Origin of the sequence: Streptomyces sp. NPDC001502 (assembly GCF_042894785.1) — a bacterium.
In the GTDB taxonomy this organism is placed as follows: Bacteria; Actinomycetota; Actinomycetes; order Streptomycetales; family Streptomycetaceae; genus Streptomyces; species Streptomyces kutzneri.
The window spans coordinates 228,086-244,966 of record NZ_JBIAVW010000002.1 but is presented as its reverse complement, the minus strand read 5'-3'; the positions used below and the strand labels follow the sequence as shown (position 1 = coordinate 244,966).

Sequence of the window (16,881 nt, the reverse complement as noted above, 5' to 3'; positions counted from 1 at the left end):
CACGCTATGGAGATCACCGAACATGTGAAGACCCTCGCCCTCGAAGGCGAGCTGCTCGCCGAGGTGGCCGAACGCGCCGGTACGGAATCCGCGGTCCCCACCTGCCCGGGGTGGCGCGTCACCGACCTGCTGCGGCACACCGGCTCCGTGCACCGCTGGGCCACCGCGTACGTCGCGGAGCGGCGGCTGGAGCCGGTGGGCTTCCCGGACGCGCCGGAGCTGGTCGGAGGCGAGCTGCTGGCCTGGTTCCGGGAGGGCCACGCGGACCTGGTACGGACCTTGAACGAGGCGCCGGCCGATGTGCAGTGCTGGACCTTCCTGCCGACGGCCCCGCCCTCGCCGGTGGCGTTCTGGGCCCGGCGGCAGGCGCACGAGACCACCGTGCACCGGATGGACGCGGAGGCGGCGCTCGGCGTGGTCTTCTCCGCGGTGGAGCCGGAGTTCGCGGAGGACGGGGTGGACGAGCTGCTGACGGGCTTCCACGCCCGGCCGCGCAGCCGGGTGCGGACCGCCGAGCCCAAGGTGGTGCGGGTGCGGGCCGCCGACACGGGCGCGGTGTGGACCGTACACCTGTCGGCGGAGCCGGCCCGTACGGTGCGGGGCGACACGGGCGAGGCGGCCGACTGCGAACTGACCGGCGAGGCGGCCTGGCTGTACGAGGCCCTCTGGAACCGGACCCCGCTGGCGGGTCCGGGGGTGACGGGCGACCTGGCACTGGCCCGGCTGTGGACGGACACGGCCGGAATCTGACCCGGCCGACGCCGGGCGCGGCAGGGGGGCTTGTGACGGGCAGTGCGCGCTGTGACACTCCATGCATGGAGCGACGTACGCAGGCGGACCGGGACGCGATCACCATCGAGATCGGTTACGCCTTCGTCAGTGCCTGCTTCGCGGCCGCCCTCGCCTTCGGCGCGGTGTACGGGCCCGCGCTCGCGTTCTCCCTCCCCCCGTCGACGCGCCGCACCCTGGCCGTGGCGGGCGTGATCCTGGCGGCGGCCGTGTTCCTGCTCCGGGTCACCCACGTGCTGCTCGGATTCGCCCGCCGTCCGGAGAACGACGGGCGCTGACCATGGGCACGGCGAGGTGGCCTCGGTAGGCTCGGGCCCTCGACGATCACGGGGGTACGCGATGCGGTTCGGTTCAACGGCGGTGGGTACGGCGCTTCTCGCGGTGGCGCTGGCGGGCTTCACGGTCTCCTGCGACCTGGAGCCGGCCGCGCCGCCCGCCCTGTCGGCGCCCCCGGACGGAGGCGCGCTGGGCCCGTCGGATCCGAGCCCGTCGGCCCCCTCGCCGACCGGTGAGCCGATACCCCCCGCCAACCAGCCTGACAAGGTCCGGAACGCCTTCGCAAGACTCCAGGCGACGCTCGACGATTCGTGCGTTCCGGGCAACTGCGCATACGTGCTCGGCCGGCTCGACGACGAACTCCACGGCATGGACCGTGCGATGAAGGCCGACCCGAAGGGCCCCGGCCACTTCCCCGAGCCGATCGCCCTGATCGCGAAGCTCGACGGGGAACTCGCCGGCGACCGGAGCACGGCGAACCTGGAGAAGCACAAGGCGTTGCTGATCGACACCCGCGACAGGATCAACACCTGGATGCAAGGGCACCCCGACGACTACCGCTGACGCGGCACCCGCGAAATTCGGGTGCCGCGCTCGGGTCGGCCCGCCAGGATGACGGGCATGACCGGTGAGACGCGCGCGGGGAGTCGGCAGGGCACGGACGAGGCGGGGCGCCCGCTCGCCTTGGTCACGGGGGCGGGACGTTCGGCGGGGATCGCGGCGTCCGTCGTGCTGAACCTGGCCCGGGCCGGGTGGGACGTGGCCTTCACCTACTGGACCCCGTACGACGCGCGGATGCGGTGGGGCATGGAGTCGGGCGCGCCCGAGGGGCTGCGGACCGAGGTGACGTCCTTGGGGGCGAGAACGCACGCGGTCGAAGCGGACCTGAGCGACCCGGCCGTGCCGGCGCGGCTCTTCGACAGCGTCGAGGAGGCGCTGGGGAACGTCACCGCGCTGGTGCTCTGCCATTGCGAGTCGGTCGATTCGGGCCTGCTGGACACCACGGTGGAGAGTTTCGACCTGCACTTCGCGGTCAATGCGCGGGCCACCTGGCTGCTGATCCGGGAGTACGGGCTGCGGTTCCGCGGGCGGCACGGCAGCGGGCGGATCGTCAGCCTGACCAGCGACCACACCGCCGGCAACCTGCCGTACGGGGCGAGCAAAGGCGCGCTGGACCGGATCACGACGGCCGCCGCCCACGAGCTCGCCCACCTGGGAGTGACCTGCAACGCGATCGATCCCGGGCCGACCGACACCGGGTGGATGGGCGAGGAGCAGAAGGCGGACCTGATCCGTTCGACTCCCCTGGGACGCCTCGGTGTGCCGCAGGACTGCGCGCGTCTCGTCACGTTCCTCTGCTCCGCCGAGGGGGGCTGGATCAACGCCCAGCTCCTCCGGAGCGACGGCGGCCTGGGCCGGGCCTGATGCGCTTCAGGCTTCGTCGCGGTGGGTGAGTCGGCCGTCGGTGAGCCGCCAGTAGTGGCGGTGGGGGGCCTGCCGCCAGGTCTCGTCGGCGGCAATGGCCTGCGTGATCCATGCGTGCAGTTGCGGGAGGGCGTACGCCTGGAGAAGGGCCCGGGTGGCGGCACGCTCGGTGGCGTCGACGGGGTGGACGTCGATGCGGAAGCCGACCATGTCCGGGTGGATGCCGCGCCCGTAGGTGCGGGACTCCGGAGCGACCCACGCGGCTCCCAGGACGATCGTCCCGCTGTTGTGCCCGGTGAGGAACCGGAGTTCCGTGACGCGGTCCAGATGGGCGCCGAGACAGTCGTTGATGTCGGTGGTGGTCAGTGGCCAGGCGCGGTGGCGCGGCAGCCGTCGGTTTCGTGCGGACATGGAAGGAAGAATCGCAGAGGGCCGGTGACGGCCCTCAGCCGAGGGTGGCCGCGTACGTGGTCTGGGTGCGGTACTTCCATGTCGGGCCCGCGTTCCAGGGGTTGGGCATGACCGTGCTGGTCGCGTAGGCGTAGCCCGCGCCGCGGCCGAAGGCCGTGCGCAGGGTGGCGCGCATCGCCGCGGGGTCGGGGACGTCGTGGACCAGGTGCCAGAACGCGGTGCCGCTCGGGTCGAGTTCGGCGCCGGAGCGGTAGCCGGAGAGGTGGTCGAAGACGTTGCCGCCGAGCCAGCCGGCACCGGTGTACGCGGCGTACGTGTCCTCGAACGTGACGAAGATGTCCGCGGTGCGGTGGCCCGGCTCCAGGTAGCAGTCGGCTATGGCGGTGCCGGGGTTGTTGACGACGAGGTCGGGGGCGGCCGGGTCGGCGGCGTCCATCGCGTCCTGGACGTAGCGGCGCAGCTCGGCGTAGTAGTCGCGGGTGGCGTTGGCGGGGCCGCAGTCGCGGCTGACGACGTCGAAGAAGATGCCGTCGACGTGGAGGCGGCCGTCGGGGGTCTTGAGGTAGTTGTCGACGGAGGCCTTGGCCGCGGCGATGTCGCGGTTTCCGTGGTCGGTGTGGACGTAGCCGAGCACCCGGGTCTTCTCGCCGGTGGAGGTGGTACGGGTGCGCAGCGCGTCGGCGCGGGCGCGCCAGGGGCCGTCGAACGGGGAGTCGCCGTTGCCCGGGTTCAGCACGACCACCGAGGGGGCCGGAGCGGTGGCGGTGAGGTCGGTCAGCATGGGGTCGTTCGCCCAGACGTACGCGGGGACGGCGATCTCCAGGCCCCGCACCCCAGGCATCCGGGGGGTGGGGGGCGGGTTGGGCGCCGGCGGGCCGGCCTGCTGGGGAGCGTCACGTGCCGCGGCGATGATGGCGGGCGCCGATGCGGCCAATAAGGCGGCGACCAGGGCGGCGTACAAGGCCTTCACGGCGCGAGGCATGAACGTTCCTTCGGCGGAGGCAGGGGGTCGACCCGAGGAACACTAGACGGGCGGCCCATCGTTCAAGGCTGAACCGCCCGCATTCGTATGAGGAACAGAAGAGCGAGCCGTCCCCTCATCATGTGAAATCTCATGGATCTCCAGGACCTCTTGGGCGTCTTGGGCGTCCCAGCCCTCCCGGACCTCTTGGGCCTCCCGGGCCTCCCGGGCGTCCACAACGGTCCGCGCCGCCGCCCGCCCGTCATACGGCCGGCAGTCCGACCCCGTGCGCGAGCTGGCCGGCGGCGTGCGCGAAGAAGGCGGCGCGGTCCTCGACGACCCGGTTGAACTGGCCGAACAGTTCGAAGGAGACCAGCCCGACCAGCTGGGCCCAGGAGGCGACGAGAGCGGCGGTGACCGCCGGGGGCAGGCCCACGGCGAAGTCGGCCGTCATCCGGTCGGCCTCGGGGCGCAGGGCGGGCGGCAGCGGCGGGAGGGCGAGGCCGGGGCCCTCGTAAGCGGTGCGGAGGATGCCGATGAAGGTGTTGGCGACGCGGGAGGCCGGACCCACGGTGTCGATGGGGGCGCTGTAGCCGGGAACCGGGGAACCGTAGATGAGGGCGTATTCGTGCGGGTGCTCCAGCGCCCAGGAGCGGACGGCCTCGCAGACCGCGATCCAGCGGGCGCGGGGCGGGGCCCCGGCGGCGCGGGCGTGGGCGTCGGCCGCCTCGGCGGCCGCGCCGACGCTGTCGTACGCGTCGATGATGAGGGCAGTGAGCAGTTCGTCCCGGCTGGGGAAGTATCGGTAGAGGGCGGAGGAGACCATGCCCAGCTCGCGGGCGACGGCGCGCAGGGAGAGTTTGGCGGCGCCCTCGGCCGCGAGCATGCGGCGCGCTTCGTCCTTGATGGCGGCGGTGACCTCGATGCGGGCCCGTTCCCTGGCCCCTCGCACGGTGTTCATGCGGGTCAGTCTGCCACGCGAACGGAGCACTGCCCAGGAAACGGATTGCCGCTCCATTTCGAGAGCAGTGCTCTTGTTTTGGCGCACCGATCCGTGCACACTGCTCTCAAGCGAGAGCAGTGCTCTCTCAATGAAGAAAGCGGCCCCGGAGGTCACCATGAACGCGCCCACCCCGTACTACGTCCAGGCGACCCCGTTCGAAACCCGCTTCAACGCGCTCTTCGGCAAGCTGGCCCGCTTCGGCATCAGCCTGGCGGGCAGCGCCGAGCTCTCCGTACGCGGCCGCAAGTCCGGCGCGATGCAGCGGATCCCGGTCAACCCGCACACCTACGAGGGCGCCCAGTACCTGGTCTCGGCCCGCGGCCACTCCCAGTGGGTCCGCAACATGCGGGTGGCGGGCGGCGGCGAGCTGCGCGTGGGGCGCAAGGTGCGCGCGTTCACCGTCACCGAGATCACCGACCCGGTGCAGAAGGCCGACATCCTGCGCACCTACCTGGAGAAGTGGGGCTGGGAGGTCAACCGGTTCTTCCAGGGGGTCACCGCCAAGTCCTCCGACGCCGAACTGCAGGCGGCCGCCGGCGACCACCCGGTCTTCCGGATCACAGTGTCCGGCTGACCCGGGGTCCGGCCGGCCCCGTGGACCACAGGTCGTCGTCGGCCTCGTGGCCCCGGTGGGCGACGACGCAGCAGTGCCGGACAGCGCCGGTCCACCGTGCCGTGGAGCCGCGCGACGTGCGCCAGGGCGATGACCCCTGTCGGCGGACCTCCCGGTCGGCCGGCTCCCACACCCTCCCGACCACGGGGAGCCCGGCCTCGGGGTCGGCGTGGTCGAGGCCGAGCCCGATCACCGCCGCCACCGCGAGGAGATGCGGGCCGCCCCGCCGGTCGGGACCGCCGGCACGGCCCGAGGCCGCCCCGCCGGTCGTACCTCCGCCGCCCCCGCGCACGACAGGAGCCAGGCCGGCCGTCTCTTTCGACCTGGTGCTGTGACCGGAAAGGTTTGCCGGGTTGTGCGTCCGGCGCATGGGGTCTCCCCAGGCCCGCAGGGCCTGGGGGAAACATCGCAAGGCGGAGGGCCGCGGCTCGTACGGGGCGTACTTGCCCGGTCCGACAACCTGGGGGTCCCTCCGGACGGAGTCTGGGGGATGAGGCGCCGTACCGGGCGTCGTGACCCGGCAAACCTTGCCGGTCACAGCACTAGCCCTGGCCGCCGCCGCGGGCCGCCGCCTGCCGGGCGTCCATCATGTGCAGCGCCTTGCGGGCGAGCGGGTACGTACGCACCAGGTCGGCCAGCGTCGTCGAGCCCCGCGTGATCCGGGCGAACGCCCGCCACGCCGGACCGAAGCCGGTGATCGCCGCGTGCAGCATCCGCGGCCGGACCTCGAAGAGGTTCAGCATTCGTTTGCCGACCCCCATCTCCACGCCCAGCCCGGCCTTCACCGCGAAGGCGTAGTTGAGGGCCTGGCGGCGCGCGTCCACCGCGTCCTGCGCCTCGGAGATCTTCACCGCCCACTCCCCCGCCAGCCGACCGGAGCGCAGCGCGAAGGAGATGCCCTCCCGGGTCCACGGCTCCAGCAGTCCGGCCGCGTCGCCCGCCACCAGCACCCGGCCGCGCGAGAGCGGCGAATCGGGCTTGCGGCAGCGGGTCAGGTGCCCGGAGGAGACGGCCGGTTCGAAGCCGGCGAGTCCGAGCCGGGCGATGAAGTCGTCCAGGTAGCGCTTGGTCGCGGCGCCCTCGCCCTTGGCCGAGATGACCCCGACGGTCAGGGTGTCGCCCTTGGGGAAGACCCAGCCGTAACTGCCGGGCAGCGGGCCCCAGTCGATCAGCACCCGTCCCTTCCAGTCCTCCGCGACCGTCTCGGGGACGGGGATCTCCGCCTCCAGGCCCAGGTCCACCTGGTCCATCTCCACCCCGACGTGCGCGCCGATCCGGCTCGCGCTGCCGTCCGCGCCGACCACCGCGCGGGCCAGCACGGTCTCCCCGTCGGCGAGCACCACGGCGACGGTGCGCCGGTCGGGAACGGCCGCCCCGTGCTGTTCGACGCGGGCCACGGCCGTACCCGTACGGACGGTGGCGCCGGCCTTCTCCGCCTCGGCGACCAGGCCGGCGTCGAACTCCGGGCGGTTGATGAGCCCGAACAGCATGTGCTTCGAGCGCCGCGTGCGGGTCAGCTTCCCGTCCATCGAGAAGGTGACCGCATGGATGCGGTCCTTGAAGGGCAGCACGAAGCCCGGGGGCAGGGCGTCGCGCGAGGGGCCGATGATGCCGCCGCCACAGGTCTTGTAGCGGGGCAGTTCGGCCTTCTCCAGCAGCAGAACGCGCCGCCCGGCCGACGCCGCCGCGTACGCGGCCGAGGACCCGGCAGGTCCCGCCCCGACCACGACCACGTCCCACACCTCGCCGGTCTCCCCGGTCTCCCCGGCCGCCTCGCCGCCCGCCTCGTCGCTCGTCGCCCGCTGGGCGTCCCGCCCCGTGCCCGTGCCCACGCCTGCGCCTGCGTCTGCGTCTGCGTCTGCGTCCGCTTCCATGCCCGCTCCTGCGTCCATGCCCGCGCCCTCGCCTGCGTCTGCGTCGCGTACGTCGTCGTCGCTGCTCACGATGTGTTGCCGCTCCTGATCACCCGGTTGCTCCGATGCCGGGGAAATCCTACGGCGAGACACCGCCCGGTCCCGCTGTGCGAGGATCAAGACTGTCTTTCGCCGTACCCGGCATACGCACACCCCGCGGATGCGGGCGGCGTACACGGAGAACAACGTCGCACCCAAAAGGAGCGTGCCCATGTCCCAGAATCCGATCGCCGAGACCATCGCCTCGCTGATGCCCCGCGCCAAGCAGGAGCTGACCGAGCTGGTGGCCTTCCAGTCGGTGGCGGACTGGGCGCAGTTCCCCCAGAGCGAGAGCGAGGCCGCCGCGAACTGGGTGGCCGACGCCCTGCGCGTCGAGGGTTTCCAGGACGTGGCGCTGCTCGACACCCCCGACGGCACCCAGTCGGTCTACGGTTTCCTGCCCGGCCCCGAGGGCGCGCCGACCGTGCTGCTCTACGCGCACTACGACGTCCAGCCGCCGCTCGACGACGCGGCCTGGACCTCCCCCGCCTTCGAGCTGACCGAGCGCGACGGCCGCTGGTACGGGCGCGGCGCGGCCGACTGCAAGGGCGGGTTCATCATGCACCTGCTGGCGCTGCGCGCGCTGAAGGCCAACGGCGGTGTGCCGGTGAGCGTGAAGGTGATCGTCGAGGGCTCGGAGGAGCAGGGCACCGGCGGCCTCCAGCAGTACGCCGAGGCGCACCCGGAGCTGCTGACCGCCGACACCATCGTCATCGGCGACGCGGGCAACTTCCGCCTCGGCCTGCCTACGGTGACGGCCACCCTGCGCGGCATGTGCCTGGTCAAGGTGAAGATCGACACGCTGGGCGGCAACCTGCACTCGGGCATGTTCGGCGGCGCCGCCCCCGACGCGCTGGCCGCGCTGATCCGCGTACTCGACTCGCTGCGCGCGGCGGACGGTTCGACGACCGTGGACGGGCTGGCCTCGGACGAGGTGTGGGACGGTCTGCAGTACCCGGAGGCGGACTTCCGCGCCGACGCGAGGGTCCTGGACGGTGTCGAGCTCATCGGCGAGGGCACGATCGCGGACCGGCTGTGGGCCCGCCCGGCCGTCACGGTCCTCGGCATCGACTGCCCGCCGGTGGTCGGCGCGACGCCGTCGGTGCACGCCAGCGCCGGCGCCCTGATCAGCCTGCGGGTGCCGCCGGGCGTGGACACCTCTGCGGCCGTCAAGCTGCTGCAGGCCCACCTGGAGGCGCACACCCCGTGGAAGGCGCGCCTCGAACTCGAGGTCGTCGGCCAGGGCCAGCCGTTCCAGGCGGACACCGACAGCCCGGCGTACGCGTCGATGCGCACGGCCCTGGAGGCCGCCTACCCCGGCCAGGAGATGCAGATCAGCGGCATGGGCGGGTCGATCCCGCTGTGCAACACGCTGACCTCCCTCTACCCGGACGCGGAGATGCTGCTGATCGGTCTGAGCGAGCCGGAGGCGCAGATCCACGCGGTCAACGAGAGCGTGTCGCCGCAGGAGCTGGAGCGCCTGTCGGTGGCGGAGGCCCTCTTCCTCGTCAACTACGCGGAGTCCAAGCGCGCCTGACCCCCGCGGGGGCGGTGTCGGCCGCAGCGTGTAAGCCCAGGGCGCAGTGCGCCCTGGGCTTACTGCGCTCCCGGCGAACTCGGCGCCGAACGGGGCCCCGCCGTCCGTACGTTGGCCGTATGGATCTTGTCAAAGTGCTCCCGAACCGGCTCCACATGCTCCGCTTCCCCATCGGCCAGGCCTACCTCTGGCAGGACGGGGAATCCCTCACCCTGATCGACGCGGGCCATGCCGGGTCCGCCGACGGGATCGAGGAGGCGATACGTTCCCTCGGGCTGGCGCCCGAGCGGCTGGAGCGGATCGTCCTCACCCACTGCCACCGCGACCACGTCGGGGCGGCGGGTGAGCTCGCCGCCCGCCGGGGCGCGCGGGTGCTGGCGCACCGTCTGGACGCACCGGTGATCCGGGGCGAGCTGCCCGTGCCCGAACCGGTGCTGCTGGACTGGGAGGTCCCGCTGTACGCGCACGGCCTGACGGTCCCCGAGGCCCCGCCCACCCGGGTCGACCACGAGCTGGAGGACGGGGAGGCGCTGGGCTTCGGGGACGGGGCGTACGTGGTGCACGCCCCGGGCCATACGGACGGCAGCATCGGCATCCACCTTCCGCGCCACGGCGTGCTGTTCACGGGTGACTGCGTCGCGGCCGTGGGCCCGCTGATGCCGGGCGTCTTCAACGTGGACCGCGCCCGGGCGATCGAGACCTTCCGGCGCCTGGCCGCGCTCGCCCCTTCGACCGCCTGCTTCGGCCACGGCGATCCGCTGACGGAGAACACGGCGGAGGCCCTCGCCAAGGCGGCGCAGGAGGCGGCCCAGGAGGCGGCCGCTTCCGGCTGAGGCCCGCCCCCCCTGGGGCCGCCCGCACGCTCGCGGCGGCTCCCGCGGGTCAGCACAGCCTCGGTGGTTCCCGGGCGTGGCCACCTCGATCAGGCGGAACCGCAGGCGACGGGCGAGCAGTTCTCCCTCCTGCGCACCGCCGGGGAACCGGTGGACGGCATGGCGCTGCTCACCCGTCGCCGGCTCACCGGGGAGAGCCGCCGCCGCTCGCCCGCCCGGTACGCCTGCACCGTGGAGAGCGAGCGCGACCCGGAGCTGCGCGAGATCCTCGTACCGCGCGCGAACGCCGGACGCGGAGCCGTTCGGCTCTTCCTCGCCGGGCACGGCGTGCGCGCGACGGACGTCGAGGGCCGCACCCACACCCTGCTGACCTGCATCGACGGACTGGCCTTCGACCGGCTGGTCAACGGTGGCGACGTGCCGCGCGAGGCCCTCGAAGGCCTGGTCGCCGTCGCCCTGCGTCCGGCGGGGCGGGCGGGCGGGCGGATCAGCCGGTGGGGACGCCTGCCTCCAGGTAGAGGGGGCGGCCGCGTTCGCGGGCGCGCAGGGCCCAGCGCAGGCGTTCGTGGCGGTGCTGCGGGAGCAGGTCGGCGGCCTCGGCCTCCGTGACGAAGCGCCAGGCCCGCAGTTCCGGGCCGGGCAGCCGGAGCCGGGCCGCCGCCTCGTCCGAGAGGTGGCCGCCGTCGAAGAGCAGGCGCAGCCCGCCGTAGCCGGGCGGCTGGGGCGGCTCCCAGTCGACCACCAGCAGCCCGGGCGCCCGTTCCAGTACGACGCCCAGTTCCTCCGCGACCTCCCGTACGCCCGCGGCCGCGGGTGCCTCGCCCGCTTCGACGACCCCGCCCGGGAACTCCCAGCCCGCCTTGTACGTCGGATCCACCAGCAGCACCCGGTCCTGCTCGTCGAAGAGCAGCACCCCGGCCGCCACCGTCTCCCGGGTGGGCTCCGGGGTCTGCACGATGTCGCAGACCTTCGCCGTCTCCGAGCGGACGGCCTCGGCGACGCGCTCCGCCGTCTCCCGCGGGGTCAGCACCCCGTTGTCGATGACGTGCGCGTCGCCGGCCAGCCAGCCGAGGGCCTGCTGGTAGACCGGGATGTGGTCGTACGCCCACTGCCGGACCCGGAGCTCGACCTCCGCGGGTTCCCCGAGTTCCTGCCGTGTGGCGATCCGCTCCCGAAGGATCGTTTCCTCAGGAGCCAGCAACACATGCCGCACCGGGATCCGCCGAGCCGCCAGCCCGCCGAAGATCTCGTCCCGGTACTCCTGGCGCAGCAGCGTCATCGGTACGACGAGCACCCCGCCCAGTTCGGCGAGCATCGCCGCGGCCGTGTCCACCACCAACCGCCGCCAGCTCGGGAGGTCCTGGTAGTCGGTGACCTCCGCCAGTCGTTTGGCCGGCAGCAGCATGCGCAGCGCGTCGCCGACGAACTCCGGGTCGAACAGGGTGCTGTCCGGCAGGATTCCGGTCAGTTCGCGGGCCGTGCTGGTCTTTCCGGCGCTGAATGTGCCGTTGATCCAGACAATCACGTCTACCCCTTTCCCCATGGCTCGTCCGGAGCCCCCAGTGGCTTGCCCGCCCCAGCCTGCCACGAAAACCTCACGATCGGCCCAGTGCTTATCCTCAAGGTCACAGCCCTGCACGTGAGCCCCGGAGGATTCGCCACCGTGCCCCACAACCGCCGCCCGTCCGAGCCCCGCTACGGCAACCGGCCGACCATGAAGGACGTGGCGTCCCAGGCGGGCGTCGGCCTGAAGACGGTGTCGCGCGTGGTCAACGGTGAGCCAGGGGTGACCCCCGAGACCGAACGACGGGTCCAGCAAGCCATCGAGGCCCTCGGCTTCCGCCGCAACGACAGTGCCCGCGTGCTGCGCAAGGGCCGTACCGCCACTGTGGGCCTGGTCCTGGAGGACCTCGCCGATCCCTTCTACGGTCCGCTGAACCGGGCGGTGGAGGAGGTGGCCCGCGCGCACGGGGCGCTGCTCATCAACGGCTCCAGCGCCGAGGATCCGGACCGGGAGCGGGAGTTGGCGCTCGCGCTGTGCGCCCGCCGGGTGGACGGGCTGATCGTGATCCCGGCCGGGGACGACCACCGCTACCTGGAGCCGGAGATGCGGGCCGGTGTGTCCACGGTGTTCGTGGACCGCCCGGCCGGACGGATCGACGCGGACGTGGTGCTGTCGGACAGCTTCGGCGGTGCCCGGGGCGGGGTGGCCCACCTGATCGCGGGCGGCCACCGCCGGATCGGTTTCATCGGCGACCAGCCGCGCATCCACACGGTGGCGGAGCGCCTGCGCGGCTACCGCGCGGCGATGACGGACGCGGGCCTGCCGGTGGCGGAATCCTGGATCTCGCTCGGGTCCACGGCCCCGGCACGGGTCGCGGCGGCGGCCGGGGCGATGCTCACGGGCCCGGACCCGGTGACCGCCGTCTTCGCGGGCAACAACCGGGTGACGGTGACCGTCGTACGGGTCCTCGCGGCGTACGGCCGGCCGGTGGCGCTGGTCGGCTTCGACGACTTCGAGCTGGCCGATCTGCTCCGCCCCGGCGTGACGGTGGTCGCCCAGGACCCGGCGGCCCTGGGCCGGGTGGCCACGGACCGCCTGTTCCAGCGCCTCGCGGGCGCGGACCTGACCCCGACCCGCATCGAACTCCCGACCCGGCTGATCCCCCGCGGCTCGGGCGAACTCCCCCCGGCCGGCTGACCCTTCACCGGATCAGGCCGCGCAGCACGACGGCGGCGTGCGGAGTCACGAAGGGCGCGTCGACGCCCGAAGGCGTGGACATGCCTCGATGGGAACAGGCCCCGGGCCCGGCCCCGCCTCGGCCGAACGGATCCGCGGCTCGGCGACATCCACCGGCCTCCCTTGATCGGACGGCGGTGTCCGCGACCGATCGGTGACGTTCGGGACCCGGTGGCGGGCGGCCCATCGGCCTGGCGTTCCGCACGGTTCGGGGAGCCGGACGGACGGGCAGAGCGCCTTCGGGTACGAACTGGGCCGCTTCGCGGCGGACTTGCGCCGTCTGCGCATCGAGCGGGGCAGTCCCTCGTACCGGGAGCCGGGTTCGCGTGCGGTGAAGACCGGGGTGGGCGGGCGGCCGCCCGACCGCCGTCCCTTCCCACACGTCCCCCGCGTTGAACCCCTGCCGGCAGCCCTGGCGGGCTCTCGCCGCTCAGCAGCCGCCCGCGCCGGTCCGGTCCGGGAGCGCGGCGTCCGGGCCCCGCAGGGCCAGCCTCCCGCCGAAGCGGTAGCCTCCGGCCCGCCGTCCCCGCCGCCCGGGCCGTCCTCGTCCGAGGCGTACACGAGGACCCACGTACTGACCTGCGCGCGCAGCAACATCGGGGTCACGCTCTCCCCCGCCCCCGGCCTCCTCGCCGTCATGGGCGAGGACGGGACGGTGCAGTTGTGGGACCCCGCCGACAGTCGCCCCGCGGGCGAGATCAGGACCGACGCGTCCCCTTTCACGTTCGCCTTCTCGCCGGCCGGCCCCGGGCTGGCGGTCGGGGCGGAGGGCCTCCAGGGCGCGGTGCAGCTCGGGGAGGCCGAAAGCCTCACCCCGGTGGGTCCCCGTCGCTGCCCTGCGGCAGCGCCATCGACGTGCTCGCGTACACCCCCGACGGCCGGATGCCGGCCGTGGCCGTGCACGACAGGGTCGAGATCTGCCGTCCGGACGCCGCCGGGAAGGTCGGTCCGGTACTGAACGGGCACCGGACCCCGGTCAGGGCCGTGCGGTTCTCCCCGGACAGCGCACTGCTGGCCACCGCCGATGATCAGGGAACCGTACGCCTGTGGGACGCGGGCGGCGATCACCCCGTCGAAGCCCGGGCCGTCGACGCCCACGCCGGCCCCGGCAACGACCTCGCCTCCGCCGGGGAGGACGGCACCCTGCGGTTCTGGATGCTGCCGGGCCCGCACACGGCGGCGGCCCGGCCCCCGTGGTCCGGGGCCGGGCCGCTCACGCCGTGAGCCGGGATCAGCTGGTCGCCGTCAGTGTCGCCGAGCGGCGCGGGATGGCGAAGGCGTCCAGTTCCGCGCGGGTCAGGCCGGTGAGGGCGGTGACCTCGTCGGTGCCCACCGCGCCGCAGTCGAGCCCGCGGACCAGGTAGCCGGCCAGGGCCTTGGCGGTGGCCGGCTCGTCCATCACGTCGCCCTCGATCTTGGCGACGTACGCCTTCAGGCGCGCGGCGGCGGTCTCCAGGCCCTCGCGGTAGAAGGTGAAGACGGCCGCGTACCGGGTCGGCAGGTGCGCCGGGTGCATGTCCCAGCCCTGGTAGTAGGCGCGGGCCAGGGCGCGCCGGGTCAGGCCGTAGTGGAGCTTCCAGGCCTCGTGGACGTGCTCGGTGGTGCCGATCGGCAGGACGTTGGTCGAGCCGTCGGAGACCCGTACCCCGGTGCCGGCGGCCGCGACCTGCATGATCGCCTTCGCGTGGTCGGCGGCGGGGTGGTCGCTCGACTGGTACGCGGCGGACACGCCGACGCAGGCGCTGTAGTCGAAGGTGCCGTAGTGCAGGCCGGTGGCGCGGCCCTGGGAGGCCTCGATCATCCGGGCGACGGTCGCGGTGCCGTCGGAGGCGAGGATGGACTGGCTGGTCTCGATCTGGATCTCGAAGCCGATCCGGCCCGGGCGCAGGCCGCGGGTGGTCTCGAAGGCCTCCAGCAGCTTGACGAAGGCGGTGACCTGCTCGGCGTAGGTGACCTTGGGGAGGGTCAGGACCAGGTTCTCCGGCAGGCCGCCGTGGGCGAGCAGGCCGGAGAGGAAGATGTCCGTGGTGCGGATGCCGCGGTCGCGGACGTTGGACTCCATGCACTTCATGCGGATGCCCATGTACGGGGCGTTGGTGCCGTTGGAGTACGCCTCGGAGATCAGGCGGGCGGCGCGGGCCGCGGCCTGGTCCTCCTCCTCGTCGGAGCGGACGCCGAAGCCGTCCTCGAAGTCGACGCGCAGGTCCTCGACGGGCTCGCTGAGCAGCTTGGCGCGGACGCGGTCGTAAACGGGTACGGCCAGCTCGTCGGAGATGCCGAGCACCTTGGCAAAGGTGGCGGCGTCCGGGGCGTGCTCGTCGAGGGCGGCGAGGGCCTGGTCACCCCAGGAGCGGATGGTGTCGGCGGCGAAGACGTCACCGGGTACGTAGACCGTGTGGATGGGCTGCCGGGTGCCGGGGTCGCCCGGGTAGTGGCGCGCGAGTTCCGCGTCCACCGGCGCGAGGGAGGCGCTGATGCCCTCGCTGACCGCGCCTGCGAGGCTCGTTGCCACCTTCTCCTGCTGACCCATCGTGCACTCTCCTCTTTTCCGCTTCACGGAAGCTTAGATCCGCATAGCAGAATTTAGTCACGGGGTTCCGCTCCGTCAATGGTCCCCCCGCCGTCCTGGACAAACGACTCGGGGGCCACGTGGTGACAAACACCACACAGCCCCGGAGTCGAAGAGTACGCAGGTCAGCAGCTACGGAGCCGGATCAGGCCGGGGCCTGCGCCTCCTGCAGGCGGGGAACGGAGACGGCCGTGACGAGGGCTGCGGCCGGCCACACCGCCAGCCCCCAGCCCACCGCCGCGTAGACGGCCCTGCCGTCGGCCGCCAGGATGCCGGCGAACACCACCGCGTTGAAGAGCCCGGCCTCCGTGCCGAGCCAGGCCACCCAGGGGTCCCGCCGGGTCACCGCGCCGACCAGCCCTCGGACGAAGTGGGACAGGAACAGCAGCACGAACCCCGACAGGAGCAGGACCAGCACCCCCGCCCACCACGGGGCCGGCGGCCAGAACAGCAGCAGCACACCGATGAGGACACCGGCCGTCAGCGCCGCCGCGACCCCCCGGCTGTCCTCGTCGGTCACGTCGGCGGAACTCCTGGAGACGAAGAACGCCAGCAGGCAGGCGAGCAGTGCGGCACCGAGCGCCCGGAGGGTCAGCGAGCCCCATTCGCCGAGGACGACGAGCTGGGTGTACACCCCGGCGGCGGCGAGCAGCGAGCCCCACAGGAGCCGCGGCCGGGTACCGGGTACCGACGAAGCCGGAATCGGGTGGCGGGTCCCGGCGCGCGCAGCGGGGGCCGCCGGAGGCGGATCGGTTCCCAGGGCGGTCTCGGTGTCGCGCCGGGGCGCCGGATCGGTCACCGTCCGGGAGCGGGACCGGGAGCGGGCGCCGGTCGCCCCCTTGCGCAACCGGTCGATCACCTGCTGCGCATCGGCCGGTCGCGCCGCGGGCTCCTTGGCCAGCAGCTCCAGCACCAGCCGTTCCAGTTCCTCGGGCACCGCGGGCCGGAGGTCCCTGATCGGGGCGGGCTCACCGGTGAGGTGCTGCGAGAGCACCGACAGCCCGGAGCCGGTGAACGGCGGCCGGCCGGCCAGCAGTTCGTACAGCATGCAGCCGAGGGAGTACAGGTCGCTGCGGCCGTCGATGCGACGGTCGCCGCGCGCCTGTTCCGGGGACATGTAGGTCGGCGTGCCGATGGCCGCGCCGGTGGCCGTCAGACCGGTCCCGGTCTCCTCCGCGAGGCGGGCGATACCGAAGTCGCAGATGGTGACGTCGGCCTCGGCGGGCCCGTGGACCATGATGTTGGCCGGCTTGATGTCCCGGTGAACCACACCGGCCCGGTGTGCCGCGGCCAGGCCCTCGCAGATCTGGACCGCCCACCGGACCACGGCGGCGGGGTCCACACCCGAGCGGTGGTCGCGCAGCACGGCGGTCAGGGGCCGCCCCCGCACCAGCTCCATCACGAGGAAGAGCACCGGGCTGCCGTCGACCTCGACCTCGCCGTGGTCGTGGACGGTCACGATCCGGGGATGGGTCAGGCCCGCGGCCGTGCGGGCCTCCTTGCGGAACCGCTCCTCCAGGAGGTGGTCACCGGCCACGCCCCGGGAGATCACCTTGACCGCGACCTCCCGGTCGAGCCGCAGGTCCCGGGCCTGCCACACCTCGCCCATCCCACCGGCCCCGAGCCTGCGCTCCAGCCGGTAACGCCCCTCCAGTAACGCGCCCCGCATCGGAAGAACTCCCTCCCCGCTCCCTGGGGGGTGTCGTGTCGATCAGGCCGGGCTCGCGGGCCCGGTCGACACGACACCCCCTAGCCCTCCCCGGGCCGATCGC

At 73.2% G+C, this 16,881-nt stretch carries 17 protein-coding genes and 1 pseudogene; 10 read left to right on the top strand and 8 right to left on the bottom strand.

Annotated elements, in window-relative coordinates; translation table 11 throughout:
• Nucleotides 1-6: 6 nt before the first annotated feature.
• From ACFY0D_RS03495 to ACFY0D_RS03480, 4 genes are all read left to right on the top strand, one after another.
• Nucleotides 7-750: a maleylpyruvate isomerase family mycothiol-dependent enzyme gene (locus ACFY0D_RS03495; RefSeq protein WP_390796734.1), complete on the top strand. Its 744-nt coding sequence runs from the start codon at nucleotides 7-9 to the stop codon at nucleotides 748-750.
• Between the two features lie 65 nt (nucleotides 751-815).
• Nucleotides 816-1,067, top strand: coding sequence for a DUF6332 family protein (locus ACFY0D_RS03490; RefSeq protein ID WP_373042299.1), 252 nt, complete (start codon nucleotides 816-818; stop codon nucleotides 1,065-1,067).
• A gap of 82 nt (nucleotides 1,068-1,149) precedes the next feature.
• The gene (locus ACFY0D_RS03485) at nucleotides 1,150-1,629 is read left to right on the top strand and encodes a hypothetical protein (RefSeq protein WP_390796733.1); all 480 of its coding nucleotides are present in this window, start codon (nucleotides 1,150-1,152) and stop codon (nucleotides 1,627-1,629) included.
• A 57-nt stretch (nucleotides 1,630-1,686) separates the two neighbouring features.
• Nucleotides 1,687-2,490 (top strand): SDR family oxidoreductase, encoded by an 804-nt coding sequence (locus ACFY0D_RS03480; protein WP_390796732.1) that lies wholly within the window; start codon nucleotides 1,687-1,689, stop codon nucleotides 2,488-2,490.
• A gap of 6 nt (nucleotides 2,491-2,496) precedes the next feature.
• On the opposite strand, the gene ACFY0D_RS03475 is transcribed toward ACFY0D_RS03480, so the two are convergent.
• From ACFY0D_RS03475 to ACFY0D_RS03465, 3 genes are all read right to left on the bottom strand, one after another.
• A complete protein-coding gene (locus tag ACFY0D_RS03475) occupies nucleotides 2,497-2,901 on the bottom strand; it encodes a hypothetical protein (RefSeq protein ID WP_390796731.1) in 405 nt (134 codons plus the stop codon).
• A 34-nt stretch (nucleotides 2,902-2,935) separates the two neighbouring features.
• Nucleotides 2,936-3,883: a spherulation-specific family 4 protein gene (locus ACFY0D_RS03470; RefSeq protein ID WP_390796730.1), complete on the bottom strand. Its 948-nt coding sequence runs from the start codon at nucleotides 3,881-3,883 to the stop codon at nucleotides 2,936-2,938.
• 241 nt (nucleotides 3,884-4,124) lie between these two features.
• On the bottom strand, nucleotides 4,125-4,823 hold the full coding sequence (locus tag ACFY0D_RS03465) for a TetR/AcrR family transcriptional regulator (RefSeq protein WP_390796729.1): 699 nt from the start codon (nucleotides 4,821-4,823) through the stop codon (nucleotides 4,125-4,127).
• Nucleotides 4,824-4,980: 157 nt separating this feature from the next.
• Between ACFY0D_RS03465 and ACFY0D_RS03460 the strand changes: the two genes are divergently transcribed.
• On the top strand, nucleotides 4,981-5,439 hold the full coding sequence (locus ACFY0D_RS03460; protein ID WP_390796728.1) for a nitroreductase/quinone reductase family protein: 459 nt from the start codon (nucleotides 4,981-4,983) through the stop codon (nucleotides 5,437-5,439).
• Here the strand turns inward: ACFY0D_RS03460 and ACFY0D_RS03455 are convergent.
• Together ACFY0D_RS03455 and ACFY0D_RS03450 are read right to left on the bottom strand one after the other, a co-directional pair.
• The gene (locus ACFY0D_RS03455; RefSeq protein WP_390796727.1) at nucleotides 5,423-5,848 is read right to left on the bottom strand and encodes a hypothetical protein; all 426 of its coding nucleotides are present in this window, start codon (nucleotides 5,846-5,848) and stop codon (nucleotides 5,423-5,425) included. The two genes, ACFY0D_RS03460 and ACFY0D_RS03455, sit on opposite strands and share 17 nt — an antisense overlap.
• 172 nt (nucleotides 5,849-6,020) lie before the next feature.
• Nucleotides 6,021-7,421 (bottom strand): geranylgeranyl reductase family protein, encoded by a 1,401-nt coding sequence (locus ACFY0D_RS03450; RefSeq protein ID WP_390796726.1) that lies wholly within the window; start codon nucleotides 7,419-7,421, stop codon nucleotides 6,021-6,023.
• A 181-nt stretch (nucleotides 7,422-7,602) separates the two neighbouring features.
• Between ACFY0D_RS03450 and ACFY0D_RS03445 the strand changes: the two genes are divergently transcribed.
• The 3 genes and pseudogenes from ACFY0D_RS03445 to ACFY0D_RS03435 form a co-directional block, all read left to right on the top strand.
• A complete protein-coding gene (locus ACFY0D_RS03445; protein ID WP_390796725.1) occupies nucleotides 7,603-8,967 on the top strand; it encodes a dipeptidase in 1,365 nt (454 codons plus the stop codon).
• A 119-nt stretch (nucleotides 8,968-9,086) separates the two neighbouring features.
• Nucleotides 9,087-9,800, top strand: coding sequence for an MBL fold metallo-hydrolase (locus ACFY0D_RS03440; protein WP_390796724.1), 714 nt, complete (start codon nucleotides 9,087-9,089; stop codon nucleotides 9,798-9,800).
• 63 nt (nucleotides 9,801-9,863) lie between these two features.
• Nucleotides 9,864-10,262 (top strand): annotated as a pseudogene (locus ACFY0D_RS03435) (TetR family transcriptional regulator C-terminal domain-containing protein); the annotation flags it as partial.
• Nucleotides 10,263-10,287: 25 nt separating this feature from the next.
• On the opposite strand, the gene ACFY0D_RS03430 reads toward ACFY0D_RS03435, so the two are convergent.
• A complete protein-coding gene (locus ACFY0D_RS03430; RefSeq protein ID WP_390796723.1) occupies nucleotides 10,288-11,325 on the bottom strand; it encodes an NUDIX domain-containing protein in 1,038 nt (345 codons plus the stop codon).
• 189 nt (nucleotides 11,326-11,514) lie between these two features.
• Between ACFY0D_RS03430 and ACFY0D_RS03425 the strand changes: the two genes are divergently transcribed.
• Nucleotides 11,515-12,501 carry a LacI family DNA-binding transcriptional regulator gene (locus ACFY0D_RS03425; protein ID WP_351160767.1) on the top strand — a complete coding sequence of 329 codons (987 nt, stop codon included), beginning with the start codon at nucleotides 11,515-11,517 and terminating at the stop codon, nucleotides 12,499-12,501.
• Nucleotides 12,502-13,395: 894 nt separating this feature from the next.
• Nucleotides 13,396-13,764, top strand: a complete 369-nt coding sequence (locus ACFY0D_RS03420) for a WD40 repeat domain-containing protein (protein WP_390796722.1) — start codon at nucleotides 13,396-13,398, stop codon at nucleotides 13,762-13,764.
• Between the two features lie 7 nt (nucleotides 13,765-13,771).
• On the opposite strand, the gene ACFY0D_RS03415 is transcribed toward ACFY0D_RS03420, so the two are convergent.
• Nucleotides 13,772-15,070, bottom strand: coding sequence for a DUF6986 family protein (locus ACFY0D_RS03415; protein ID WP_390796721.1), 1,299 nt, complete (start codon nucleotides 15,068-15,070; stop codon nucleotides 13,772-13,774).
• 184 nt (nucleotides 15,071-15,254) lie between these two features.
• The gene (locus tag ACFY0D_RS03410; protein WP_390796720.1) at nucleotides 15,255-16,778 is read right to left on the bottom strand and encodes a serine/threonine-protein kinase; all 1,524 of its coding nucleotides are present in this window, start codon (nucleotides 16,776-16,778) and stop codon (nucleotides 15,255-15,257) included.
• Nucleotides 16,779-16,881: the final 103 nt, after the last annotated feature.